Raw genomic sequence first — 23191 nt, forward strand, 5'->3', positions numbered from 1 at the left:
CGGCGTCCCGTTCCTGACGTCCTGTGCGTGAGGCCACCGGGCCCCGACCGCCCCCGGAGCTGCGACGGACCGTCCGTCGGCCGCCCCCGGGAGGGCGGTGCGGGGCCCGCTGCGCGAAGTTGTCTGACCAAGTTCGGCCCGTGTTCGCCCGCGCGCCCTTCCCCGGGCGGCGCGGAACCGGTACTTCTGTGTCCCGCCCGTGGTGCACCGCCACCGGCACTCACCCTCACGCAACCACACGGGACGAGGTACCCCCATGCGACTTCGCTGGAGCCCCTTCGGCGGACTGCTCGCCACCCTCCCGCTCGTCGGCGCACTGGTCGTCGGCGCCCCCGCCGGCGCCCAGGCGGCGGGCGGCAGCGGCAACCTGATCGTCAACGGCGACGCCGAGGCCGGCGGCTACTGCACCAACGACTGGAGCGCCGCCACCACCGTCCCGGGCTGGACCGTCCAGGCCGGCGGGATCGACGTGATGTGCTCCACGGTCGGCTCCTTCGGCCTGCCGGGCGACGGGCAGAGCGCCGGCAAGGCCTTCTTCGCACCGGGCAACTTCGGGGACGGCTCGATGAGCCAGACCGTCGACGTCTCCTCGGCGGCCACCGCGATCGACGGCGCCGAAGTGCACTACAACCTGGCCGGCTGGCTGGGCGGTTGGACCACGTACGGCGGCTACGCCGCGGTGAGCCTGCACTTCCAGGACGCCGGCGGCAACCCGATCGGCGCCACCGCCAAGCTGCCGACCGTCTCCGCGACCGACCGCGGCCTGGGCACCAAGTTCCTCTCCCGCAACGCCACCGGCGCCGTCCCGGCCGGGACCCGCTCGATCCAGGTCGAGGTGCAGTTCCTCTCCACCACGAACGAGACCGGCTACCTGGACAACCTCTCGCTCACCCTCGACACCCCGGTCGCCGCGCCCGCGCCGATCGCCCCGCCGGCCTCCCGAGTGCCGGGCTACGACCACGTGTTCACCGTGATGATGGAGAACACCGACTACGCCCAGATCATGAACGACCCGGCGGACACCCCGTTCATCCACAGCCTGATGTCCCAGGGCGCCACCCTCACCGACTCGCACGGCGTCTACCACCCCAGCGACGAGAACTACCTGGCGATCGCGGGCGGCGACACCTACACCAAGGGCGCCACCTACTGGCCCAACATCAACTCCCCGCAGCGCAACCTCGGCGACACCATCGAGGACGCCGGCAAGACCTGGAAGGCCTACGAGCAGGGCATGGGCACGCCCTGCAACACCACCAAGGCCTACGACAGCTCTTACATGCCCGACGACGCGCCGTTCATCAACTACACCGACATCAGCGGCAACCCGGCCCGCTGCGCGGCCCACCTGTTCGACACCTCGCAGCTGACCACCGACCTCAAGTCGGCGGCCACCACGCCGAACTTCTCCTGGATCGCCGCCGACGACTACTACGACGGCGAGGCCTCCGGCAACGGCAGCGCCACCAGCCTCAAGACCCAGGACGGCTGGCTGCAGCAGACCCTCGCCCCGGTGCTGTCCTCCCCGGCCTGGACCCAGCAGCGCTCGCTGCTCGTGCTGACCTGGGACGAGAGCCAGAACGAGGGCTACAACCACCTGGCCACCGTCGTCGTCGGCTCCCAGGGCACCGTTCCGGCCGGGACCAGCAGCCCGCTGCACTACGACCACTACGGCATCGGCCGGACCTTCGAGTCCGCCCTCGGACTGCCCGGCCTGACCGCCAACGACACCTACGCGACGCCGCTGAACGCCGCGTTCGCGCCGTCCACCGCGACCGGCCCGACCCTGACCGGCGACCTCAACGCGGTCGCCGCCGGCGGCAACCTCACCCTGCGCTACGCCCTGCCCACCGCCGCCCAGGCCGGGGCCAAGAACTGGATCGGCTTCTACCCGGCGGGCGTCACCCCGGGCTCCCGCTCCTCGCTGACCTGGTCCTACGCTCCGAACCAGAGCGGCGCCCTCACCTTCGCCAGTGGCAAGCTCGGCGGCGCGGGCCGGTACGACGCGTACCTCCTGGCCAACGACGGCTACTCGGTGCTGGCCGGTCCGTTCACCGTCACCGTCGGCTGACGACGGGCGAGAGCCGAGGGGGTCTGCCCGGAGAAGTCTGGGCAGGCCCTTTGCCCTTCCCCCGTCCGGGGTGCGGCCGCCGACGGCCACGGGCGTGACCGACCGTGCCGCTGAGCTGGACCTGAGCCGGAGCTGAGCTGGATCTGAGCTGGACCTGACAGGCAACTTGCCCGAATCGCTGCGGAGTTCGGCGATTGGTTGAGACCATTCCGGTGAAATCGAGACCGGGAGTGGCCTTGTCCGTGTCGACCGCCGGGTTGTCCGTGCGCGCCCGCATCCTGCTGACCGTCACCGCCGTGCTGCTGCTCGCGGCGGCCGCCTTCGGCTTCCATCGCGCGATCGGGGTGCACAACTCCGATCGTTTCAGGGGGTGCTGGCAGCTCACCCCGGCGCCCCGCGCCCCGCACCGCTGCGGCGCCCCACCGTCGTCGGTCCGGACCTCGGCCGCCGCCCCGCTGCCCGGCGTGAAGGTCACCCGGCGGGCGACACCGGGCGGCGCGGTGTCGAAGTGAGGGCGGGGCGGGACGGCGAACATCGTCCCAGCGGCCCGTCTGGGGGCTACGCCTGCTCGGCCGACGTGTCCGGGGCGGGGAGGGTCCCGACCGCGCGGGCGATGTCGGAGCGGAGCTCGTCCAGGCTGTGGTCGGGGCCGAAGACCATGCGGCGGAGCTGGGGCATGGCCAGGCTCCAGCCGACCAGGCCGAGGGCGAAGAACAGGCGGGTGCGGGGGTCGCCGCTGCCCTGGGCGGCCCGGAGCTTGTCCTGGTAGTGGCGGGTGCGGGCCTCCTCGCCGGGGACGGGCCCGTCGCCGAGTTCGAGGGCCTCCCACATGAGCAGCCGCAGTGCCTCGGGGTGGGCGCGGTGGTAGTCGAAGAGGCGCTCGGCGTAGGCGGGCAGGTCGTCGTCGCCGGGCGGGACGGCCTCGGCGAGGTCGGCCATCAGGCGTTCGAGGACGGCGGCGAAGAGCTTGTCCTTGTCGCCGAAGTAGTCGTAGATCGCCCGCTTGTTGGCCCGGGCCTGGGCGGCGATGCGGTCCACCCGGGCGCCGGCGACGCCGTGGGCGGCGAATTCGGCGGCCGCCGCCGTGAGGATCCGCTCTTTGGTCGCCGTCGAGTCGTAGGCCATGGAGCGATGGTAACGAACCGGTTCGTTTGACGATCCCGCGGCGGTCTGCGACGCTCTCTTCGAGCTTCCGAACCAACTGGTTCGTTCGAATGGAGTGGTGATGCCCAGGACCGATCCGCCCGCGCCTACCTCGCTCGTGCCCGCCTCGCCCGCATCCGCCCCGCCTGCATCCGCCCCGCCCGTGCCAGTTCCGTCGCCGCCCGCCGAGCTGGGCCGGCGGATGCCGCTGGTGATGGCGCTGGCCTGCGGGGTCAGCGTGGCGAACGTCTACTTCCCGCAGGCCCTCGCCCCGCTCGTCGCCGACGGCTTCGGCATCGCGCCGGGCGCGGCGGCGGGCGTGGCCACGGTCACCCAACTCGGCTACGCCGCCGGGATCTTCCTGCTCGTCCCGCTCGGCGACCGGCTGCCCCGCCGCCCGTTGATCAGCGCGCTGCTGGCCGTGACGGGCTGCGCACTGCTGGCCGCCGGGCTCGCCCCGAGCAGCGGTCTCCTGCTCGCGGCCGGTGCCGTCGTCGGCCTGGCCACGGTCGTCCCGCAACTGCTGCTGCCCCTGGCGGCCGGCCTCGTCGCACCCGACCGGCGCGGCGCCGTGATCGGCACCCTCCAGGGCGGCCTGATCGGCGGGATCCTGCTGGCCCGCACCTTCGGCGGCGTGCTCGGCGACCACCTCGGCTGGCGCGCCCCCTACCTGGTCGCCGCCGGGCTCACCGGCCTGCTCGCGCTCGTCCTCGCCCTGGTCCTGCCCAGCACCGCGCCCGCCACCCGCGAGCGGTACCCGGCGCTGCTCGCCGACACCGTACGGATGCTCGGCACCGAGCCGGCCCTGCGCCGCTCCGCGCTCTACCAGGCCACCCTCTTCGCCGGGTTCAGCGCCGCCTGGACGGCACTCGCCCTGCTGCTCACCGGGCCGCACTACCGCCTGGGCGCCCAGGCGGTCGGCCTGCTGGCCCTGATCGGCGCGGCCAGCATGTTCTGCGCCCCGGCCGCCGGCCGCTGGGTCGACCGGCACGGCCCGGACCGGGTGAACGGCTGGTGCATCGCGGCCACCCTCGCCGCGGCCGCCGTGCTCACCGCGGGCGCGGCGGGCGGAGCGATCGGCCTGGCCGGGCTCGTCGTCGGCCTCCTGCTGCTGGACGTGGCGGTGCAGTGCAGCCAGGTCGCCAACCAGGCCCGGATCTTCGCCCTGAACCCGGCGGCCCGGAGCCGACTGAACACCGCCTACATGACCTGCTCGTTCCTCGGCGGCAGTGCCGGGTCCTGGCTGGGCATCCGGGTCCACGCCCGGTACGACTGGCCGGGGGTGTGCGCCCTCATCGCCCTCGCCGCGGCCGTCGCCCTCGCCGCGACTGCGTCGACCCGGCCGTCCGGAGACGCCGTCAACGCCCCCGGCCGAGGCCGGGTGAACGGCCGCCGGGCCTCCGCCGCTTCCACGCCCCCGACCCTCCCGCTCCACCATCCGAAAGGACCTTCCATGACCTTCCCCGCCATGCCCGCCGCCGTCCTCCAGTTCTTCCGCGCCTCCCAGGACGGCGACGCCGACGCCTGGGCGGCCGCCTTCGCCGAGAACGGCGTCTTCCACGACCCCGTCGGCACCGCGCCGATCACCGGACGCGCAGCGATCCACGAGTTCATCGCCTCCGTGCTGCCCAACTTCCGGCCCTTCCTCGGCCTCACGCCCCTGGAGGCCCACACCGTCGGCCACCACGTCGCCGTCTCCTGGCGCGGCGCCGCCGTCGCCCTGGACGGCAAGCCGGTCAACTGGTCCGGCATCAACGTCTACGAACTGGACGACACCGGCCTCATCCGGGAGGCCAGGGCGTACTTCAACAGCGCGGTCTTCCAGGCCCAGTTGACCGGCTGACCACCTCAACCCGTCCGCCCAGGGGCCGGTCGGCTGCGTTCCAGGCCCGGACGGAGCGGAGGTCGAGGGCGCGCACCACGGTCTCGCCGGCAGCGGGCCGCGTCCGACGGAAGGGGGAGACCTCCACCGATCGAGATCAGGGCGCGCGGGGGCGTAGCGTGGTGACGGTGACGAGCCGCGCGACGGGCGGAGCGGGGGTGCGTCTGGCGGAGCTGGTGGCCGCGCTCTCCCTTGGCGTGGACCTGGGGTTCGGCCAGCCGATGGAGCACGTGCTGCGCCAGTGCCTGATCGCGTTGCGACTGGCCGAGCGGCTCGGCCTGGACGACGACACCCGGTTGGTCGTCTACTACACCGCGTTGCTGGTCAATGTCGGCTGCCATTCGGACGCGCACGAGCAGGCGAAGTGGTTCGGCGACGACATCACGTTGAAGGCCGGCAAGTACGCCTACGAGCAGCGCAGTCTGGCGGGTGCGGCGGCGACGCTGCGGTTGATCGGATCGGGCAATCCGCCGCTGCACCGGTTCCGGGTCGGCCTGGAGTTCACGCTCGGCGGGTTCCGCGAGATGAACGGGATGATCAGCTCGCACTCGGCGCTGGCCCGCGAACTCGCCCGACGGCTCGGTCTGCCGGACGCCGTGCAGGAGGCGGTGGCCTGCTCGTACGAGCAGTGGGACGGACGCGGCTGGCCGGGAGAGCTCAAGGGAGAGGCCGTCCCGTTGCCCTCCCGGCTCGCTCAGCTGTCCGAGTACGTCGAGGTGGCACACCGGATCGGCGGGACCGGCGCGGCCACGGCGCTGGCCAGGCGTCGGGCGGGGACGCAGTTCGATCCCGGACTCACGGCCGAGTTCTGCCGCGAGCCCGAGGAGATCGTGGGCGGACTGGACACGGTCCGTACCTGGGAGGCGGTGATCGGGGCCGAGCCCGCGCTCGGCGTGCGGCTCGGGGAGGAGGAGTTCGACGCGGCGCTGCTCGCGGTCGCCGACTTCGTGGATCTGAAGTCCCCGTACACGCTGGGCCACGGCCGTGCCGTGGCGGCGCTGGCCGAGGCGGCGGCGCTCGGGCTGCGGATGGATCCGGCCGAGGTGACGACGCTGCGCCGGGCCGGCCTGGTGCACGGCCTGGGCCGCCTCGGCGTCTCCAACGCGATCTGGGACAAACCGGGACCGCTGGGCGCGGGGGAGTGGGAACGGGTCCGGTTGCAGCCCTATCTGACGGAGCGGATGCTTCGGCAGTCCCCGGCGCTCGCCCCCCTGGGCGAGGTCGCCGTGCAGTACCGCGAGCGGCTCGACGGCTCCGGCTACCCGCGCGGGCTCGCGGGCGGCGCGATCTCCTGGCCGAGCCGGATCCTGGGCGTCGCGGACGCGTACCGGTCGATGATCGAGCCGCGCCCGCACCGGGCGGCGCTCCAGGCGGCGGAGGCCGCCGCGCAGCTGCACGCCGAGGTCGCCGCCGGACGCCTGGACGGCGAGGCGGTCGCCGCGGTCCTCGCGGCCGCCGGGCACCGCACGCCCCGGCGCGGCGCCGGGCCCGCGGGCCTGACCACCCGCGAGATCGACGTGCTGCGGCTGCTGGCCCGCGGCTGCTCCAGCAAGGAGATCGCCGCACGGCTGGTGATCTCCCCCAAGACCGCGCGCAACCACATCGAGCACATCTACGCCAAGATCGGGACCTCGACCCGGGCCTCGGCCTGCCTCTTCGCGGTGCAGCACGGTCTGCTCTGAGAGCGGGGCCGGCTCCGGGAGACGACGGCCCGGAGGAAGATGCCGAAGATGAGGCATCCGCCCCATGTGCCGGGCACGGCACGGGCCTAGCGTCGAGGCAGAACCGTCGAGGCAGAACCGTCGAGGCAGAACCGTCGAGGCAGAACCGTCGAGGCAGAACGTCGGACCGTGAAGCGAGGCAGTCATGGGCGTCAGAAGCACACTGTTCGCGGTGACCTACGACCGGATGATGGCCAAGGCCGAGCGCCAGGGCCTGACCGACCTGCGCCGCCGGTTGATCGCCGAGGCCGGCGGCCGGGTGCTCGAAATCGGCGGCGGCACCGGGGCCAACCTCGCCCTCTACGGCGAAGGCGTGGAGTCGCTGACGGTCACCGAGCCCGAGCCGGCGATGGTCCGCCGGCTGGAGCGCCACGCCGCGGAGCGGGCTCCGCGCACCACGGTCCTGCGGGCGCCGGCCGAGGACCTTCCGTTCGAGGACGACAGCTTCGACGTCGTCGTGTCCACGCTGGTGCTCTGCGGGGTGAGCGACCAGCAGCGGGCACTGCGCCAGCTCGGCCGGGTGCTGCGCCCCGGCGGGCGGCTGCTCTTCCTGGAGCACATGCGCTCGGAGGACCCGAAGGCGGCCCGCCACCAGGACCGGATGAACTGGCTGAACCGGCTGGTGGTCTGCTGCGAGTGCAACCGTCCGACACTCGACTCGATCCGGGCGGCCGGATTCGTCGTCGACCACGTCGAGCGCCAGGTCTTCCCCGCGAGTCCGTCCTTCATCGGCCCGGCCGTGCTGGGCAGCGCCAGGCTCCCGGCGGCGACCCCCTGGTCGGGCCGCCGCCCTGCTGCGGCCCGACCGAGCGACCAGGCCACAGAGCCGAGGGCCGAGCCACCAAGCCGAGAGCGTCAGATCTTCACGCCACGGGCGATGCGGTACAGCACGTTCGGACGCAGCGGCCCTTCGGGCGCGGTGGCGTCCTCGAAATCGTCAGCCGGGTCTCGGGTCATGCCGATCCGGCGCATCACTGCCTGGGAACGGAGGTTGGTCGCAGTCGTCACCGCGAGGATCTCGGGGAGTTCGAGCGTGTGGAAGCCGAAGGCCAGGCCGGCGAGGGCGGCCTCGGTGGCGTAGCCCTGGCCCCAGGCCGAGCGGGCGAGCCTCCAACCGATCTCCACCCCGGTGAACGGCAGTCCGTCATCCACCTGGTCCAAGCCCGCGAAGCCGACGAACTCGCCCGTGGCCCGCACCTCGACCGCCCACCATCCGTAGCCTCGCTGGTCGAACTCGGCCTGGAACCGCGCCACGGAGGCATCGCTCTGTTCACGGGTGAGCGGGTCCCCCAAGTGCTCGCGAACCTCGGGATCAGCATTCATCGCAGCCCACGGTTCAAGGTCGGAGTCTTCCCATCGACGAAGGATGAGGCGGTCGGTACGCAGTTCAGCCATGCTGCCCAGCCAACGTGAGCTCCGGCCTCAAGGCAATCCATTTTCCTCAGGACGAACGGGTCGGCCGGAAATCCCGGCCGCATCGTACTGGCCTGTACCGTCGGAGGCGCCTGACGCTGGCCCGCGCGGACGGGGCCACGAGCGTGGCCGTGGGATCAGAGGGTCATCCCCCTGGCGAGGAGGTCCATGGTCCGGTCGACGAGGTCGTGCAGGTCTTCCTGCTGGCCGCCGCTGACCCACTGCCACAGGGTCTCGTCGACGGCGGCCATCACGGCGACGCAGATGACGCGGACGGGCAGGGAGTCGGCGGGGTGTCCGGCGCGTTCGGCCAGGACGGCGGCGAGCATGTCCGCGTCCCGTGCGGCCTGTTCGGCGGTGCGGCCGCGGATCACGGGCACTTCTCGCACGAGGCGGGTGCGCTGGACGAGTTCGGTGCGGTCGGTGGCGTGGAGGTGGTCCAGGGTGTCGAGGACGGCGTGGCGCAGGGATTCGAGGACCGGTTCGCCGGCGGGGCGGGAACGCAGTCCGGCTGCCAGGAGCGGGTCCTGCTCGTCGGTGAGGACGATGTCCTCCTTGGTGGCGAAGTAGCGGAAGACGGTGCTGGGCGAGACCTCGGCGGCGGCGGCGATCTCCTCGACCCGGGTGGCCTCGTACCCGTTCTCGGCGAACAGGCGGTAGGCGGCGCGGCGGATCGCCTGCCGGGTCCGGGCCTTCTTCCGTTCCCGCAGCCCGGACCGGTCGCCGGTGGTGCCCGTGGCGGGCGTGGCGGGTGTGGGGTTCTCGGGGGTCATCGTTCGGCGATCCTTCGGTCGGGGGCGGTGGTTCCGGGCCGGGGTTCGGGGGCCGGTTCGGGGGCCGGTGCGGTGGCGGGTGCGGGGGCGGGCAGGAACCGGAGTACGAGCAGGGCGACGGTCAGTGCGGCGGCCGCGCAGGCCGCCAGGAGGACGCGCGTCCCGTCCGTGAAGGCGCCGTCGGCCGAGGCCGCCAGCCGGTCGGCCGTGAGGCGGTCGGCCACCAGATGGGCGGCGGCGACGGACTGCCGGGCCTCCACGGCCTGGGCGGCGGGGACGGCGTCGGTGTCCAGCCGGGCCGCGTACACGCTGGTCAGGATGCCACCGAGCACCGCCACTCCGAGCGCGGAACCGCACTGGCGCAGCGTGGTCAGCAGGCCGGAGCCGCTGCCGGCGCGTTCGGTGGGCAGTGCGCCCAGGGCGTTGCCCACGGCGGGCACGATCGCGGTTCCGAGTCCCAGGCCGGCCAGTGCCAGCCACAGCGCCAGGGTCGGGTATCCGCCCGTCTGCCCCACGGCCGCGCCGAGGAGGGTGGCGGCGCCCAGGGTGAGCAGCCCGCCGCCGATCACGGCGCGTGGGCCGAAGCGGGCGGTGAGCGCGCCGGTCAGCCTGGGGGCGGCCGCCATGGCGGCCATCAGCGGCAGCATCGTCAGTCCGGCGCCCTGGCCGTCGTAGCCGCGGACGTCCTGGAGGTACTGGGGCAGGGCGAACATGAGGGCGGCCAGCACGAACGAGACCAGCGTGGCCGCCGCCGTGCTCCACACGAACTCCGGCTGCCGCAGCAGGGACAGGTCCAGCAACGGCCGCTCCCGGCCGCGCGAGCGCCGTACCAGAGCGGCCAGCAGCACGGCGGAGGCCCCGGCCGCGCCCAGGACCGGAGGGCTGGCCCAGCCCCGCGCGGGTCCTTCGTTCAGGGCGAGGACCAGAGCGCCCAGTCCCGCGACCGTCAGCGCGGCGCCGGTGACGTCGAGCCGGGGCGAGGCCGGGTCCCGGCTCTCCGGCAGCAGGAACACGCAGGCCGCGATGCCGGCGAGCGCCAGCGGCACGTTGACCAGGAAGACCGAGCCCCACCAGAACCGCTCCACCAGCCAGCCGCCCAGCAACGGGCCGAGCGGGAACCCGAGCGCGGACACCGCCGAGACGACGCCGAGGGCCCGGTCGCGCTCCCGCGGGCCGAACAGGGACGGCAGCACGGACAACGCCAGCGGCATGACCAGTGCGGCACCCGCACCCATCAGCGCACGAGCCACGACGACCAGCCAGACCGTGTGGGCGAAGGCGCCCAGCAACGAGGCGCCCAGGAAGACCCCCAGGCCGGCCACGAGCACGCGCCGCCGGCCGAAGCGGTCGCCCAGCAGCCCGCCCGGGAGCATCAGGGCCGCGAGCACCACCAGGTAGCCGTTCACCATCCACTGCAACTGCCCGCTCGTGGCACCCAGCTCCGCCGAGATCGACGGCAGCGCCACGTTCAGGACCGTCGTGTCCAGGCCGAGAAGCAGATTGCAGGCCACCAGGGCCGCCAGTGCCCACCAGCGCCGCGAGCGGGACAGCGCCGACGAAGGGCACGCCATGCCAACCTCCAGGAGAACCGAGCCACGAATCTGACACCAGACTCGCATATGAGAGTCAACTGTCAAAATAGGAGGCCCGGGCGACGAGCGGGCATGCAACGGCGAGGCCCCGTGCTCCCGGGGTCGGGAGTACGGGGCCGTTGTGCGCGTTGGGGTCAGGCTGCTCGGGTGCGAGTGGCCGGGCCTGCCGTGGTCGGGCTACATCGGAAAGATCGGGGCGGAGACGACGTTCTCCTCGGCGCTGTCGTAGCAGGAGAACAAGCGGGCCTGGGCGCCCTGGTAGAGGCCGCCCCAGGAGTTGAGGCAGTTGGCGGAGGCGACCTTCGGCTGCATCTGCCTGCCGTTGCCCTTGTGGACCCAGTTGAACCAGGTGTCGTTCGCGGAGCCCTGGGTGCAGGGGTACAGGCGCATGTGGTTGCCGGTGACGTCGCCCCCCTCCCAGTTGTTCACGCACAGGGTGTGCACGTGGTCGTTGCTCGTGGCCGCCTGGATCTGGAAGTGGGTGGCGTCCGCCGGGTACAGCGACCACTGCTGGGCCTGGGTGCCATTGCATCCCCAGATCTGGACCGTGGCGCCGGAGACGAAGTCGGCGCCGGAGACGTCGAGGCAGTAGCCGTTGGCGAACCGGACCTCACCCCAGACGGACCTGGTATCGGCGTGGGCGGTGCCGGTGCCGAGCGTGGCGGCGAGCAGAGGTGCTGCGGCGACGGCGGCGAACGTGGCCAGGAGTTTGCGCATGATGATCTTCCCCCGTTGATCGACAAGCTGTTGATCACGATCGTAGGGGAATCCCTCCACACGATGATCACCGAGCGGCAACGAACAGGAGTCGAAGCGGGGTGGTGTGCCCGGGGCCGGCGGCGGCCTCCGCATCTCGCCCAGGGTTCGGCGGGCAGACGCAGGGTGTCGACGGCACCGCGCGGCGAGCGGATTCAGCGCCCGGGGGATGCGGCGCCCCGGGGGACTCAGCCGCGGGCCGCGCGGGGGCCCGGGAGGGCGAGGGCCAGGAGTGCGGCGACGGTGGTGAAGGCGGCCGCGGCGAGCAGGGCCCGTCCGTAGCCGGCGGTGGCGGCCTGGGCCGCGGTGCCGCCGTGGGAGGCGGCGGTGTGCGAGGCGACGGAGGCGAGCGCGGCGAGGCCGAGGGCGCCGCCGACCTGCCGTGAGGTGTTCACCAGTCCCGAGGCGAGCCCGGCCTCCTCGGGCCGGGAACCGGCGGTGGCCGCGACCGTGAGCGGCATCGTGGCCAGGCCCAGGCCCAGGGTGCAGAGCACGAACGGCGGCAGGACGTCGGTGGCGTACGAGCCGTCGGCGGTGATCTGCGACAGCCAGCCGAACCCGGCGGTGCTGACCGCCGTGCCGAGGACCATCAGCGGGCGCGAGCCGGTCCGCCCGATCAGCCGGGTGGCGATCCGGGCACCGGCGATGATCGCGAGCGCGCCGGGGACGAAGGCCAGGCCCGCCCGCAGCGGGTCCCACCGGAGGACCTGCTGGAAGTAGAGCGAGAGCAGGAACCACATCGCGAACATGGCCGCCCCCAGGGCGAACACGGTCGCGTTGGCCAGGACCAGCACGGGGCGGCGCAGGATCGTGAGCGGCACCAGCGGCTGGGCGGTGCGGGCCTCGATGACGGCGAACGCGGTCAGCAGCGCGAGGGCCGCCGCGACGGGGGCCCACACCTGGGGCGCGCCCCACGGGTGGGTCTCGGTGGCGACGATGCCGTAGGTGAGCAGGGTCAGCCCCAGGGTGACGGTGAGCGCCCCGGGCAGGTCCAGGCGGCGGCCGGCGCGCGGGCGCTGCCCGACGGGGACGGAGCGGACGGCGGCGACCACCAGGACCATGCCGATCGGCACGTTGACGAAGAACACCCAGCGCCAGCCCGCGTACTGGGTGAGCACGCCGCCCAGCACCGCGCCGGCCGCGCCGCCCGCGGCCATCACGGCGCTCCAGGCGCCCATCGCCCGGGTGCGGGCGCGGGGTTCGGTGAAGGTGGTCATGATCAGGGTCAGGGTGGCCGGGGCGAGCATCGCGCCGCCGACGCCCTGGGTGGCGCGGGCGGCGATCAGCAGCGGGCCGTTGCCGGCCAGGCCGCAGACCAGGGAGGCGGTGGTGAAGGCGGCCAGCCCGGTGGTGAAGGCGCGCTTGGCACCGATCAGGTCGGCGAGGCGGCCGCCGAGCAGCAGCAGCCCGGCGAAGCCGAGGGTGTACGCGTTGACGATCCACTGGAGCCCGGCCGGGCTGAGGCCGAGGCTGTCGCGGACCTGCGGCAGGGCGACGTTCACGATCGACACGTCGAGGACGACCATGAACTGGGCGGCGCAGGCGATCCACAGGACGGTCGAGCTCCGGCGGTCCGGGGCGGAGGTCCCCTCGGTGCTTCCGTCCGGGGTCAGTTCGGTGGGCGGGGTGGTGCGTGCGCGCGGTGCGGGGGCTGGCTCAGGCATGGGGGAAGAGTAACTCTATAAATAGAGTCCTACTATTTCTTATCCGCCTGCGGCGTGTGCTGCGTGTGCTGCGTCCAGGGCCGCGTCCCCCGCGTAGGCGGTGGCGATCCGCCCGAAGCCGCGCCGCAGCACCTCGTCCACACCGGCCTCGACGTCCCCGATCGGCGCCCCCTGGGCCAGCAGCCGGTGCCGGGCGCCGAACGCGGCGGAGGCCACCGCGCCCACCAGGCCGGCGAACAGCTCCTGGTCGGCCACGGCCGTACGGCCGGCGGCCCGCTCGGTCAGCGCCGCCAGCAGCAGTTCCCGCCGCTCCCGCTCCAGCACCAGGTACGCGTCGCGCAGCGCCGGGCTCGCCAGCAGCACGCCCGCGAAGGTCCGGGATCTGGGCAGGCCGTCCTCGTCGAGCCCGATCCGGGTGGCGGCACGGAAGCACGCCTCCAGGGCGGCGATCAGCCCCAGGGTGGTGCCCGCCCCCGCCACGGCCGCGGCCAGCCCCTGGTTGAAGTCGGCCCGGCGGCTGAAGAAGATCTCCTCCTTCGTCCGGAAGTGTGTGAACACCGTCGCGGGCGCGACCTCGGCCGCCGCCGCGATGTCGGTGAGCCGCACCTCCTCGAAGCCGTGTGCGGCGAACAGCCGGAACGCCGCGTCCCCGATGGTGCGACGGGTCCGCTCCCGCTTGCGTTCGCGCAGGCCGGAGGTGGTCTCGGCGGGGATGTCGGTGCGGGGGGGCATGGATCAAGCCTAGCCGTAGTCGCCGGATTTCTGGAGTTGCTCCATTTCCGGGCCGCGTGTATGCCTTCGGTCGGATGGTTCGATGACGTAGGGTCAGCAGTCGACAGCGGAGCGAAGCGAAGGGTTGGATCCCATGGCCGAGCAGGGTGCCGCAGGTGCGGTGGAGACCGCGCGCCGTTACTACGGGAGCGCCGAGGTCGACGGCTTCTACGCCACGGTGTGGGGCGGGGAGGACATCCACACCGGGACGTACCTCGATCCGGACGAGTCCATCGCGCGGGCGTCCCGGCGCACCGTGGAACGGGTGGCGGCGAAGGTCGCCGGGCGGCTCGGGCGCCCCGGGGCCACCGTGCTGGACCTCGGTTCCGGGTACGGCGGTGCGACCCGCTACCTGGCCGGGCGCTTCGGGTGCCGGGTGGTCGCGCTCAACATCAGCGAGCGGCAGAACGCGCACCACCGGGCCGTCAACGCGGCCCAGGGGCTCGACCGGTCGATCGAGGTCGTCACCGGCTCGTTCCAGGACATCCCCTTCCCGGACGGCCACTTCGACGTCGTCTGGTCGCAGGAGGCCTTCTGCCACAGCCCCGACCGCGACCGGCTGCTCGCCGAGGCCACCCGGGTGCTCCGACCCGGGGGCGAGGTGGTCCTCACCGACGTGATGGCCGCCGAGGGGGTCGCGCCTGAGATGCTGCGGGCGGTGGTGGCACGGCTGGAGGTGGCCGAACTCGCCACCCCCGGCTACTACTTGAAGCGGTTCGCCGAACTCGGCCCGCTCCGGGTCGACTTCGACGACGACGCCGGTCAACTCCTCACCCACTACCTGCGCCTGGTGGCGGAGACCGAACGCCGGGCCCCGGAGCTGCGCCGGCTCATCGGGCCGGACTACGTCGCGGGGCTGCTGGAGAACCTGCCGCTCTGGGTGGAGGCGTGCCGGCAGGGCCGGTTGAGCTGGGGGATCTTCCACGGCCGCGACGGGCGGGACGCGGGCAACTAGTGCCGCATCAGGCAGTGGTTGCCCTGGTGACGACTTCGCGTAGGCGTTCGTCGGCGGCGTGCTCGTTTCGCCAGATGATGTAGCGGCGGATCATGCTGCCCTGAGCCCTCCTGAGCCGTCCGGGGCGGGGGCACGCAGAACGCCCGGCCGGGAAACCCCGGCCGGGCGTTCGTGCGAACCGTGCCCGGACCGTCCTACAGGTGACGGCAGCCGGTCCAGTTGCCGACGTAGTCGTACACGTTCCACAGCATGGCGCTGCGCGTGGCCGGACCGTAGATACCGTCCGGGGACAGGTTGTGCCCCTTCTGGAACGTCCGGACGGCGCTCACCGTGTCGCCGCCGTACTCGCCGTCCGCGCCCCACCGGCCCACGCTGATGCTGTTGCACTCAGCGAGGCTCCGCTGGAGCTGTACCACGTCGTCCCCGCTGGAGCCGTTCTCCATGAGGCACGAGGTCGAACCCCCGCTCGTGCTGGGAATCAGCGAACGACCGATCCCGTACGGGGCCGAGACGGCCGTGCTGCAGTAGCCGTCCGCCGCGGAGGCGGCGGGAGCGAAAGTGATGAGCCCGGCGACAGTGGCTGCCGCTGCTCCGAAGGCCGCGAGTTGGCGCTTCAAGACATCCCCCTAGATGAACTGCGGGCACACCCGTGTGCGGTGGCCCGGCAAGCGAAGTTGATCTTAGGAGGGGATCGAGGCGGCGAGCAAGATCACGCCGGGTCGGGCCCGGTTCGTCGGCGCCAGGGATTGAGGGCGCCCGACAACGTGGAGATCGCCTGCACCCCGACCAACAGCTCCTGGCTCAACCGGATCGAGGCCCAATTCACCGCCCCGCGCTACTTCACCCTCGACGGCACCGACCACCCCAGCCACAAGGCCCAGGGCAGCATGATCCGCCGCTACATCATCTGGCGAAACAAGCACGCCGCCGGCAACGCTGCGAAAACGATGCGACTACCGGTGCAGCGTGTGAGTGCGCGACGGTCGGAACGTGCAGGCAATCACCGAACGGCCGCCCACCGCGCGGCCCGCCGGACCCGCCGTACCGGCCGTACCCGAGCGGACCGCCGACGGGCGGGCCCGGCTGCGGGTGCTGATGGCCGGGACCGCCCGGGGCGACGAGCGGGCCTTCGAGGAGCTCTACGCGGCCACCGCAGGCGCCGTGCTGGGCCTGGTGCTGCGGGTGGTGCGCGACCGGGCACAGGCGGAAGAGGTCGTCCAGGAGGCGTTCTGGCAGGTCTGGCGGGAGGCCCCGCGCTACCGCCCCGAGCGGGGCGAGGTGCTGACCTGGATGCTCACCGTGGCCCACCACCGTGCCGTCGACCGGGTCCGCTCCGCCCGGGCGGCCGCCGACCGGGACCGCGCCGCCGCGCTGCGCGGCTACACCCCGGAGTTCGACCAGGTCGCCGAGCAGGTCGAGGGCGCGCTGGACCGCGAGCTGGAGCGCCGGTCGGTCCGGCACGCGCTGGCCGGGCTGACCGAGGTCCAGCGCGAGTGCCTGCTGCTGGTCTACTTCGGCGGCTGCACCCACACCCAGGCCGCCGCCGTGCTCGGCGCGCCGCTGGGCACCGTCAAGACCCGTATCCGCGACGCCCTCGGCCGGCTGCGCGAGGAGCTCGGCGCCTCGGCCGGGCCCCCGCCCCGGCCGCGCGCGCGTCGGCCGACCGGGCCCCGGCGCCCCGTCGTAGGCTCGCGGCCGTGACCGCCCCGACCGCCCCGACCGCACCGGCCCCGGCCGGACTGACCACCGGAGCCCTCGCCCGCCGGCTCGGCGTCTCGCCCACCACCATCCGGTCCTGGGAGCGCCGCTACGGCATCGGCCCGGCCCACCGCGCCCCCGGGCGGCACCGCCGCTGGGAGCCGGAGGACGTGGCCGTCCTGGAGGAGATGTGCCGGCTCACCGCCCGGGGCGTCAACCCCGCCGAGGCCGCCCGGACGGCCCTGGCGGCCGGGTCCGGCCCTGGATCCGGCTCCGACTCCGGGTCCGGCTCCGGGCCCGAGCGGTCGACGGCCCGGACGGGGACGGCCTCCGGCGGCAACACCCTGCCGGTGGGCACCGTGCGCCCCGAGTGCCGGGGTCTGGCCCGGGCCGCCGTCCGGCTGGACGCCCCCGAGGTGGCCCGCATCCTGCGCCGCAGCGTCGACGAGCTCGGCGCCGTCGTCGCCTGGACGGAGGTGATGACGCCGGCGCTGCGGGCGGCCGGGCGCAAGTGGGTCGCCGAGGGCGAGCGCTACGTCGAGGTGGAGCACCTGCTGTCCTGGCACGTGGCGGCCGCGCTGCGCCGGGTCGCCGACCGGCCGGAGCCGCTGCCCGGCCCGGCCGTTCTGCTCGCCGGGATGCCGTCCGAACTGCACGCCCTCCCGCTGGAGGCGCTCGCTGCGGCGCTGGCCGAACGCGGCCTGCCGTTCCGGATGTTCGGCCCCGCCATGCCGCCCGAGGCGCTGCTCGAAGCGGTGCGCCGGACCGGCCCGCCCGCCGTGCTGCTCTGGTCGCAGGTCACCCGCACCGCGGACCGGGCCCTGGTCGAACGGGTGGTCCGGACGGCCTGGGGGCCGCAGGGCGCGCGCACCCAGCCGGTGGTGCTGGTCGCCGGGCCGGGCTGGGCCGGCCCCCGCCGCCCGCCGGGCACCCTGCGGCCGCGGGACCTCGCCACTGCCGTCGACCACCTGGAGGCACTGCTCCGCTGACCAGGGCCGGGACACCCCCCGGCCCCAGGCACCCGCAAGGCACACCCCGCCGTACGGAAGGAACCGAAGGAGCGGACCATGGACGAGCCGACCCCGACCGGCAAGCACTGCCTGGTCACCGGCGCCACCGGCTACATCGGCGGCCGCCTGGTCCCCGAACTGCTCGCCGCCGGGCACCGCGTCCGCTGCCTGGCCCGCGACCCGGGCCGGCTGCGCGACCAGCCGTGGCGGGCCGAGGTGGAGGCGGCCGCGGGTGACGTCACCCGGCCGGAGACGCTGGACGGCGCCTTCGACGGCGTCGACGTCGCCTACTACCTGGTCCACTCCCTCGGCACCGGGCCGGACTTCGAGTCCACCGACCGCCGCGCCGCCCGCGCCTTCGCCCGTGCGGCCGCCCGGGCCGGGGTCGGCCGGATCGTCTACCTCAGCGGGCTGGTGCCCGCCGGGGTGCCCGAGGCCGAGCTGTCCCCGCACCTGCGCTCGCGTGCCGAGGTCGGCCGGGTGCTGCGGGAGGCCGGGGTGCCCACCGCCGAACTGCGGGCCGCCGTCATCATCGGCTCCGGCTCCGCCTCCTTCGAGATGCTCCGCTACCTGACCGAGCGCCTACCCGCCATGGTCACCCCGCGCTGGGTCAACACCCGGATCCAGCCCGTCGCCGTCCGCGACGTGCTCCACTACCTGGTCGGCGCGGCCGCGCTGCCGCCCGAGGTCGACCGGGCCTTCGACATCGGCGGACCGGACGTGCTGACCTACCGGCTGATGATGCAGCGCTACGCCCGCGCGGCCGGCCTGCCGCCACGGCTGATCCTGCCGGTGCCGGTGCTCACCCCGGCCCTGTCCAGCCACTGGGTCGGCCTGGTCACCCCCGTGCCCGGGCCACTCGCCCGCCCGCTGGTGGAGTCGCTGCGGCACGAGGTCGTCTGCCACGAGCACGACATCGCCCGCTGGATCCCCGACCCGCCGCAGGGCCTGACCGGCTTCGACCGCGCCCTCGAACTCGCCCTGCGCCGCATCCGCGAGGCCCGGGTCACCACCCGGTGGTCCTCCGCCTCGCTGCCCGGCGCCCCCAGCGACCCGCTGCCCACCGATCCCGACTGGGCCGGCGGCAGCCTCTACCAGGACCTGCGGGAACGGCGGGTGGACGCCGACCCGGCCGCCGTGTGGCGGGTCGTCGAGGGCGTCGGCGGCGACAACGGCTGGTACTCCCTCCCGTTCGCCTGGGCGCTGCGCGGCACCCTCGACCGGCTGGCCGGCGGGGTCGGCCTGCGGCGCGGCCGACGCGACCCGGAGCATCTGAGGGTCGGCGACGCCCTCGACTTCTGGCGGGTCGAGGAGATCGAACCCGGCCGCCTGCTGCGGCTGCGGGCCGAGATGCGGCTGCCCGGCCTGGCCTGGCTCGAACTGCGGGTCTCCCCGGACGGCGAGGGCGGCGCCCGCTACCGCCAGCGCGCCCTGTTCCACCCGCACGGACTGGCCGGCCACGCCTACTGGTGGTCGGTGGCGCCGTTCCACTCGGTGGTCTTCGACGCCATGGCGCGCAACATCACCGAACGGGCCCGGCATGCCGCCTGACCGGTCGCCCACCGTGGCGGGGCGGGCCGCGAGCGCACCGCCAATCCGCGCGGCGACCCGCTCCGAAGGACCGGGTACGGTCCGGCACCCGCCGCACCCGCCAGGCTCACCGAACCCCACCCCCAGAACCCCGACCGCACCCGCTCCGAGGTCCCGCCGATGACCGTCTCGATCGCCCTGTTCACCCAGGACCTGCGCCTGCACGACAACCCCGTGCTGCACGCCGCCCGCGCCGCCGCCGACGAGGTGGTGCCGCTGTTCGTCCTCGACCCGGCCGTCGAGGCGGCCGGCTTCGCCGCCCCCAACCGGCTGGCCTTCCTGGCCGACTGCCTCGCCGACCTGGACGCCTCGCTGCGCCGCACCGGCTCCCGGCTGATCGTCCGCCGGGGGCCGACCGCCGAGCAGACGGCCGGGCTCGCCGCCGAGACCGGGGCCGGGACGGTGCACGTCGCCGCCGGGGTCAGCGGCTACGCCCGGCGGCGCGAGGCCGCGCTGCTCGCCCTGTTCGGCGAGCGGCTGCACGTCCACGACGCCTCGGTGACCGTCGTGCCGCCCGGCCGGGTCGCCCCGGCGGGCCGCGACCACTACGCCGTCTTCACCCCGTACCACCGGGCCTGGCAGCAGACCCCGCACCGCACCGTACTGGGCGCGCCCCGGGCGATCCGCACACCGGACGGCATCGGCAGCGAGAACCTCGCGGTCAGCGGCCCGTTCTCGCCCTCGCTGCCGCGCGGCGGCGAGACCGCGGCCCGGGAACGCTGGCGGCGCTGGGACGTCGACGCGTACGCCGACATCCACGACGACCTGGCGGCCGACGACACCTCCCGGCTCTCCCCGTACCTGCACTTCGGCTGCCTGTCGGCCACCGAGCTGACCGCCCGCGCCCTCCAGCGCGGCGGCCCCGGGGCGGAGGCCTTCGTCCGGCAGCTGGCCTGGCGGGACTTCCACCACCAGGTGCTCGCCGCCCGCCCCGACGCCGCGCACCGCGACTACCGCACCCGGGAGGACCGCTGGCACCACGACGAGCGGGAGGCCGAGGCCTGGCGGGAGGGCCGCACCGGCTACCCGATCGTCGACGCCGGGATGCGCCAGCTCGCCGAGGAGGGCTGGATGCACAACCGGGCCCGGCTGCTGACGGCCAGCTTCCTCGCCAAGTCCCTCCACCTGGACTGGCGGATCGGCGCCGCCCACTTCCTCTCCCTGCTGGTCGACGGCGACGTCGCGAACAACCAGCTCAACTGGCAGTGGGTGGCCGGCACCGGCACCGACACCCGGCCCAACCGGGTGCTCAACCCGCTGCGCCAGGCCGACCGCTACGACCCCGACGGCGCGTACGTACGGCGCTGGGTACCGGAGTTGGCCCACCTGCCCGGACCGGCCGTGCACCGCCCGTGGATGCTCGCCCCCGAGTACCCGGACCCGATCATCGCCCCCGACACCCTCACGGCCCGCCTGCGCCGGGCCCGGGGACTGGACTAGTCGTGTCGGACACGCCATAGGACGCCCGTGCCGCTGTCAGCGCCGCGCGCGGGCACCGGACGGCGCGGCGAGCCGGTCGTCGACGAGGCGGTCGTCGACGAGCCGGGTGCCGGCCTGCTTGACCTGCCGCAGCACGGGGGAGACCTCCATGCTCTGCAGCCCGGTGAGGGACCCGATGCGCTCCGAGGTGAACTCGAACAGCTCGTCGAGGTCCCGGCAGTGCGCGACGGCGTGGATGTTCCAGGGCCCGGAGACGGCCGCGGCGAAGGCGATCCCGGGCTCCTCGGCGAGCGCTCGGCCCGCGTTCTTCACCTCCGACGGGTGCACGCGGAGCAGGAGGTGCGCGCGGGCGTGGTAGCCCAGGGCCGCCGGGGCGATCTCGACGTCGATGTGGAGGACGCGGTGCCGGAGCAGCGCGTCGAGGCGCCGTGCGACGCGCCCCGGGGTGAGCCCGGCGGCCGCGGCGAGATCGACGAGACCGGCGCGGCCGTCCACGGCGAGCGCGTCGAACAGCTTCTCGTCCTCGGGAGTGAGGTGCAGCGGCTCGCGCGCGACGACCGGGGACTCGGTGAAAGGGGGCCCGCCGCTGCCCAGCGCGGCTTCCTCCTGCGGGGACAGCGTGCCCTGCAAGGCGGACCAGTAGTGGCCCCGGCCGCCGAGGAACTGCCGGAGCATGGCGGCGGCGTTGATGTCGAGCACCGCGGCCGTGCGGGGCAGCCGCTGCCCGAGGAGGTCCTCGCGCTGCTCCCGGGTCCGGGACTGCGTCGCGCAGGTGACCTCGCTGCCCGCCGCGCCCAGGGAGACCCAGTTGACGTCGTCACGCCTGGCCAGCGCGTCGGCGATCGCCGGGCCGCTGCCGGGGCGGCAGCGCAGCCGCACCAGCCATCTGCTCTGCCCCAGGGCGCCCGGGTTGACCACGCCGGCCACCCGGATGACACCGTCGGCGCGCAGGCGGCGGTACCGGCGGTTGACGGCGCCCTCGGTCAGGCCGAGGGCGGCCGCGATCGCGGCGAACGAAGCCCGCGGGGCGATCTGCAATGCCCGGATGATTCGCACGTCGTCGGGCTGGATCGGAGCAGATTCCGTCATGAGGACCCTTGCCATGTCGGCAATCCTACGAACGGGCGCGTGCGGCTCGCCCGAGGGGCGGGGCGGGCGGAACACTCGACGATGCCCGAACGGAAGCCGAGGCTCGACCGCGGCTCGAAGAACGGAGATGACGCCTGATGTCATCGACTGGCAGCGAACAGCACCCACCGACCGCGCCGACAGCGCCGACTGCACTGATCGTCGGGGCCTCGCGCGGCCTCGGCCACGCCATGGCGGCGGAGTTCCTCGACCGGGGGTGGGCGGTCGTCGGCACGGTCCGCGACACCACGGCCCGAACGCCGCTGCACGACCTGGCGGATCGTGCCGACGGGCGGGTCACCATCGAGCAGCTCGACATCAACGACCCGGACCGCCTGCCCGTGCTGCACGAACGTCTGGCGCACCGCCCACTCGACGTGCTCTTCGTCAACGCGGGCATCACCACCAGTGTGAGTACGCCGATCGGGGCGGTGACGACGGCCGACTTCATCGAGGTGATGGTCACCAACGCGCTCAGCCCCATGCGGGTCATCGAAGCCCTCGAGGAGCTGGTGTCCCCGGCGGGCCTGATCGGGGTGATGTCCTCCGGACAGGGCAGCCTCACCAACAACACGACCGGGGGCCGCGAGGTCTACCGGGGCAGCAAGGCGGCCCTGAACATGTTCCTGCGCAGCTTCGCGGCCCGGCGTAGCGGGACGCAGCGCGCCTTCGTGCTGCTGGCGCCGGGCTGGATCCGCACCGCCCTGGGCGGCCCGGACGCGCCGTTCACGCTCGAGGAGACCGTTCCGCTGCTGGTGGACGTCCTGCTGTCGCGACTGGGCACGCCCGGGCCGGCGTACCTGGACCGCTTCGGCCAGACCGTCCCCTGGTAGACCCCTCAGCGCCCCGCTGGGCTCACTGCGCCCGGACGATGACCACCGGGCAGGTCGCGTGCTGCGCGCAGCGGGTGCTCACCGAACCCAGCAGCGCCCGGGTGAAGCCGCCGCGCCCGTGGCTGCCCACCACCAGCAGCTCGGCGCCCTGAGAGGCGTCGAGCAGGACGTCGGAGGGGTCGCCCATGACCATCGTCCGGCGGACCGGCACCGGGCAGTCCGCGCCGAGCACCGCGTCGAGTTCCTCCGCGAACTTCCGCTCGGCCAGGCCCTGGTCGAAGGCGGTGTCGACCACCGGCGCCGACCAGCCGAAGTGGCTCGGCGGCTCCCAGGCGCCCACGGCGTCCACCACCGCACCGCTCAGCCCGGCGTGCCGGACCGCCCAGCGCAGCGCGGCGTGCGACGGCGGGGAGCCGTCGACGCCGACCACGACGCGGGGAGGGGAGTCGTTCGGGTCCATCGGTACCGTCCTGGGGTCGTCGTCGTCAGTCCTCCCACCACGGTGCGGACCGCCCGCCGGCACCGCCAGTACGGCCCGGCACCCGGGTGACGCGTGCGGGCCGGGGGAGTCGGGCGTCAAGGCCGGTGGGGCCGCAGCTCGGCTGCGGCCCCACGGGTTCGTTCGGACGGTTCAGGCGGTTCAGGCCGTTCGGACGGATGCTCTTATGGATGTCAAGCAGCGGTGGTGAGCTGCTCGGCGGTGACGTGTGAGGTGCCGGGCGTGGTCAGGACCTGGTAAATCTCGCGGGCG

At 74.0% G+C, this 23191-nt stretch carries 20 protein-coding genes and 3 pseudogenes; 12 read left to right on the forward strand and 11 right to left on the reverse strand.

The window, feature by feature from the left end; translation table 11 throughout:
• Positions 1-256: 256 nt before the first annotated feature.
• Both ACFV8H_RS04560 and ACFV8H_RS04565 read left to right on the forward strand, forming a co-directional pair.
• On the forward strand, positions 257-2071 hold the full coding sequence (locus tag ACFV8H_RS04560; RefSeq protein ID WP_380396491.1) for an alkaline phosphatase family protein: 1815 nt from the start codon (positions 257-259) through the stop codon (positions 2069-2071).
• 236 nt (positions 2072-2307) lie between these two features.
• Positions 2308-2583 carry a hypothetical protein gene (locus ACFV8H_RS04565; protein ID WP_380396492.1) on the forward strand — a complete coding sequence of 92 codons (276 nt, stop codon included), beginning with the start codon at positions 2308-2310 and terminating at the stop codon, positions 2581-2583.
• A 46-nt stretch (positions 2584-2629) separates the two neighbouring features.
• Here the strand turns inward: ACFV8H_RS04565 and ACFV8H_RS04570 are convergent, their stop codons facing one another.
• Positions 2630-3196 carry a TetR family transcriptional regulator gene (locus ACFV8H_RS04570; protein ID WP_380396493.1) on the reverse strand — a complete coding sequence of 189 codons (567 nt, stop codon included), beginning with the start codon at positions 3194-3196 and terminating at the stop codon, positions 2630-2632.
• A 220-nt stretch (positions 3197-3416) separates the two neighbouring features.
• On the opposite strand from ACFV8H_RS04570, the pseudogene ACFV8H_RS04575 reads away from it, so the two are divergent.
• From ACFV8H_RS04575 to ACFV8H_RS04590, 4 genes and pseudogenes are all read left to right on the forward strand, one after another.
• Positions 3417-4595 (forward strand): annotated as a pseudogene (locus tag ACFV8H_RS04575) (MFS transporter); the annotation flags it as partial.
• Positions 4596-4682: 87 nt separating this feature from the next.
• The gene (locus tag ACFV8H_RS04580; RefSeq protein WP_380396511.1) at positions 4683-5057 is read left to right on the forward strand and encodes a nuclear transport factor 2 family protein; all 375 of its coding nucleotides are present in this window, start codon (positions 4683-4685) and stop codon (positions 5055-5057) included.
• 167 nt (positions 5058-5224) lie between these two features.
• Positions 5225-6778 (forward strand): HD domain-containing phosphohydrolase, encoded by a 1554-nt coding sequence (locus ACFV8H_RS04585; protein WP_380396494.1) that lies wholly within the window; start codon positions 5225-5227, stop codon positions 6776-6778.
• A gap of 229 nt (positions 6779-7007) precedes the next feature.
• Positions 7008-7409: pseudogene (locus ACFV8H_RS04590) on the forward strand (class I SAM-dependent methyltransferase); the annotation flags it as partial.
• Between the two features lie 263 nt (positions 7410-7672).
• On the opposite strand, the gene ACFV8H_RS04595 reads toward ACFV8H_RS04590, so the two are convergent.
• The 6 genes from ACFV8H_RS04595 to ACFV8H_RS04620 form a co-directional block, all read right to left on the reverse strand.
• Positions 7673-8212, reverse strand: a complete 540-nt coding sequence (locus tag ACFV8H_RS04595) for a GNAT family N-acetyltransferase (protein ID WP_380396495.1) — start codon at positions 8210-8212, stop codon at positions 7673-7675.
• Positions 8213-8367: 155 nt separating this feature from the next.
• A complete protein-coding gene (locus ACFV8H_RS04600) occupies positions 8368-9003 on the reverse strand; it encodes a TetR/AcrR family transcriptional regulator (protein WP_380396496.1) in 636 nt (211 codons plus the stop codon).
• Complete coding sequence (locus tag ACFV8H_RS04605) at positions 9000-10574, reverse strand: MFS transporter (RefSeq protein WP_380396497.1); 1575 nt, start codon at positions 10572-10574, stop codon at positions 9000-9002. The genes ACFV8H_RS04600 and ACFV8H_RS04605 overlap by 4 nt, the downstream gene beginning before the upstream one ends.
• A 198-nt stretch (positions 10575-10772) precedes the next feature.
• Positions 10773-11312, reverse strand: coding sequence for an RICIN domain-containing protein (locus tag ACFV8H_RS04610; protein WP_380396498.1), 540 nt, complete (start codon positions 11310-11312; stop codon positions 10773-10775).
• 227 nt (positions 11313-11539) lie between these two features.
• The gene (locus ACFV8H_RS04615; protein ID WP_380396499.1) at positions 11540-13015 is read right to left on the reverse strand and encodes an MFS transporter; all 1476 of its coding nucleotides are present in this window, start codon (positions 13013-13015) and stop codon (positions 11540-11542) included.
• 39 nt (positions 13016-13054) lie between these two features.
• Positions 13055-13747 carry a TetR family transcriptional regulator gene (locus ACFV8H_RS04620; RefSeq protein ID WP_380396500.1) on the reverse strand — a complete coding sequence of 231 codons (693 nt, stop codon included), beginning with the start codon at positions 13745-13747 and terminating at the stop codon, positions 13055-13057.
• A 133-nt stretch (positions 13748-13880) separates the two neighbouring features.
• On the opposite strand from ACFV8H_RS04620, the gene ACFV8H_RS04625 reads away from it, so the two are divergent.
• Positions 13881-14741: an SAM-dependent methyltransferase gene (locus ACFV8H_RS04625; RefSeq protein ID WP_380396501.1), complete on the forward strand. Its 861-nt coding sequence runs from the start codon at positions 13881-13883 to the stop codon at positions 14739-14741.
• Positions 14742-14748: 7 nt separating this feature from the next.
• On the opposite strand, the pseudogene ACFV8H_RS04630 reads toward ACFV8H_RS04625, so the two are convergent.
• A pseudogene (locus ACFV8H_RS04630) lies at positions 14749-14850 on the reverse strand (transposase); the annotation flags it as partial.
• An 85-nt stretch (positions 14851-14935) separates the two neighbouring features.
• Positions 14936-15184, reverse strand: a complete 249-nt coding sequence (locus ACFV8H_RS04635) for a peptidoglycan-binding protein (RefSeq protein ID WP_380396502.1) — start codon at positions 15182-15184, stop codon at positions 14936-14938.
• A 556-nt stretch (positions 15185-15740) separates the two neighbouring features.
• On the opposite strand from ACFV8H_RS04635, the gene sigK reads away from it, so the two are divergent.
• The 4 genes from sigK (at position 15741) to ACFV8H_RS04655 (ending at position 20479) form a co-directional block, all read left to right on the forward strand.
• Positions 15741-16442: an ECF RNA polymerase sigma factor SigK gene (gene sigK / locus ACFV8H_RS04640; protein ID WP_380396512.1), complete on the forward strand. Its 702-nt coding sequence runs from the start codon at positions 15741-15743 to the stop codon at positions 16440-16442.
• Positions 16439-17428, forward strand: a complete 990-nt coding sequence (locus tag ACFV8H_RS04645; protein ID WP_380396513.1) for a MerR family transcriptional regulator — start codon at positions 16439-16441, stop codon at positions 17426-17428. The genes sigK and ACFV8H_RS04645 overlap by 4 nt, the downstream gene beginning before the upstream one ends.
• A gap of 78 nt (positions 17429-17506) precedes the next feature.
• Entirely contained in the window at positions 17507-19000 is a 1494-nt protein-coding gene (locus tag ACFV8H_RS04650) for an SDR family oxidoreductase (protein ID WP_380396503.1), read from the forward strand.
• A gap of 159 nt (positions 19001-19159) precedes the next feature.
• Positions 19160-20479, forward strand: a complete 1320-nt coding sequence (locus tag ACFV8H_RS04655) for a cryptochrome/photolyase family protein (RefSeq protein WP_380396504.1) — start codon at positions 19160-19162, stop codon at positions 20477-20479.
• A 36-nt stretch (positions 20480-20515) separates the two neighbouring features.
• Here the strand turns inward: ACFV8H_RS04655 and ACFV8H_RS04660 are convergent, their stop codons facing one another.
• A complete protein-coding gene (locus ACFV8H_RS04660; protein WP_380396505.1) occupies positions 20516-21583 on the reverse strand; it encodes an Lrp/AsnC family transcriptional regulator in 1068 nt (355 codons plus the stop codon).
• A gap of 122 nt (positions 21584-21705) precedes the next feature.
• On the opposite strand from ACFV8H_RS04660, the gene ACFV8H_RS04665 reads away from it, so the two are divergent.
• Positions 21706-22440, forward strand: a complete 735-nt coding sequence (locus tag ACFV8H_RS04665; RefSeq protein ID WP_380396506.1) for an SDR family NAD(P)-dependent oxidoreductase — start codon at positions 21706-21708, stop codon at positions 22438-22440.
• Between the two features lie 22 nt (positions 22441-22462).
• Here ACFV8H_RS04665 and ACFV8H_RS04670 read toward each other — a convergent pair whose 3' ends face one another.
• Positions 22463-22900: a universal stress protein gene (locus ACFV8H_RS04670; RefSeq protein WP_380396507.1), complete on the reverse strand. Its 438-nt coding sequence runs from the start codon at positions 22898-22900 to the stop codon at positions 22463-22465.
• Positions 22901-23191 lie beyond the last annotated feature (291 nt).

Source organism: Kitasatospora sp. NPDC059827 (assembly GCF_042731675.1).
Taxonomy (GTDB): domain Bacteria; phylum Actinomycetota; class Actinomycetes; order Streptomycetales; family Streptomycetaceae; genus Kitasatospora.

What these genes read in the sequence shown, in the direction of transcription:
- ACFV8H_RS04615 (WP_380396499.1), bottom strand. Translation starts at nt 13,015, where the DNA reads ATGCCTGAGCCAGCCCCCGCACCGCGCGCACGCACCACCCCGCCCACC.
- ACFV8H_RS04580 (WP_380396511.1), top strand. Translation starts at nt 4,683, where the DNA reads ATGCCCGCCGCCGTCCTCCAGTTCTTCCGCGCCTCCCAGGACGGCGAC.
- ACFV8H_RS04635 (WP_380396502.1), bottom strand. Translation starts at nt 15,184, where the DNA reads ATGGAGAACGGCTCCAGCGGGGACGACGTGGTACAGCTCCAGCGGAGC.
- ACFV8H_RS04655 (WP_380396504.1), top strand. Translation starts at nt 19,160, where the DNA reads ATGACCGTCTCGATCGCCCTGTTCACCCAGGACCTGCGCCTGCACGAC.
- ACFV8H_RS04625 (WP_380396501.1), top strand. Translation starts at nt 13,881, where the DNA reads ATGGCCGAGCAGGGTGCCGCAGGTGCGGTGGAGACCGCGCGCCGTTAC.
- ACFV8H_RS04605 (WP_380396497.1), bottom strand. Translation starts at nt 10,574, where the DNA reads ATGGCGTGCCCTTCGTCGGCGCTGTCCCGCTCGCGGCGCTGGTGGGCA.
- ACFV8H_RS04650 (WP_380396503.1), top strand. Translation starts at nt 17,507, where the DNA reads ATGGACGAGCCGACCCCGACCGGCAAGCACTGCCTGGTCACCGGCGCC.
- ACFV8H_RS04670 (WP_380396507.1), bottom strand. Translation starts at nt 22,900, where the DNA reads ATGGACCCGAACGACTCCCCTCCCCGCGTCGTGGTCGGCGTCGACGGC.
- ACFV8H_RS04610 (WP_380396498.1), bottom strand. Translation starts at nt 11,312, where the DNA reads ATGCGCAAACTCCTGGCCACGTTCGCCGCCGTCGCCGCAGCACCTCTG.
- ACFV8H_RS04600 (WP_380396496.1), bottom strand. Translation starts at nt 9,003, where the DNA reads ATGACCCCCGAGAACCCCACACCCGCCACGCCCGCCACGGGCACCACC.
- ACFV8H_RS04620 (WP_380396500.1), bottom strand. Translation starts at nt 13,747, where the DNA reads ATGCCCCCCCGCACCGACATCCCCGCCGAGACCACCTCCGGCCTGCGC.
- ACFV8H_RS04560 (WP_380396491.1), top strand. Translation starts at nt 257, where the DNA reads ATGCGACTTCGCTGGAGCCCCTTCGGCGGACTGCTCGCCACCCTCCCG.
- ACFV8H_RS04570 (WP_380396493.1), bottom strand. Translation starts at nt 3,196, where the DNA reads ATGGCCTACGACTCGACGGCGACCAAAGAGCGGATCCTCACGGCGGCG.
- ACFV8H_RS04660 (WP_380396505.1), bottom strand. Translation starts at nt 21,583, where the DNA reads ATGGCAAGGGTCCTCATGACGGAATCTGCTCCGATCCAGCCCGACGAC.
- ACFV8H_RS04665 (WP_380396506.1), top strand. Translation starts at nt 21,706, where the DNA reads ATGTCATCGACTGGCAGCGAACAGCACCCACCGACCGCGCCGACAGCG.
- ACFV8H_RS04595 (WP_380396495.1), bottom strand. Translation starts at nt 8,212, where the DNA reads ATGGCTGAACTGCGTACCGACCGCCTCATCCTTCGTCGATGGGAAGAC.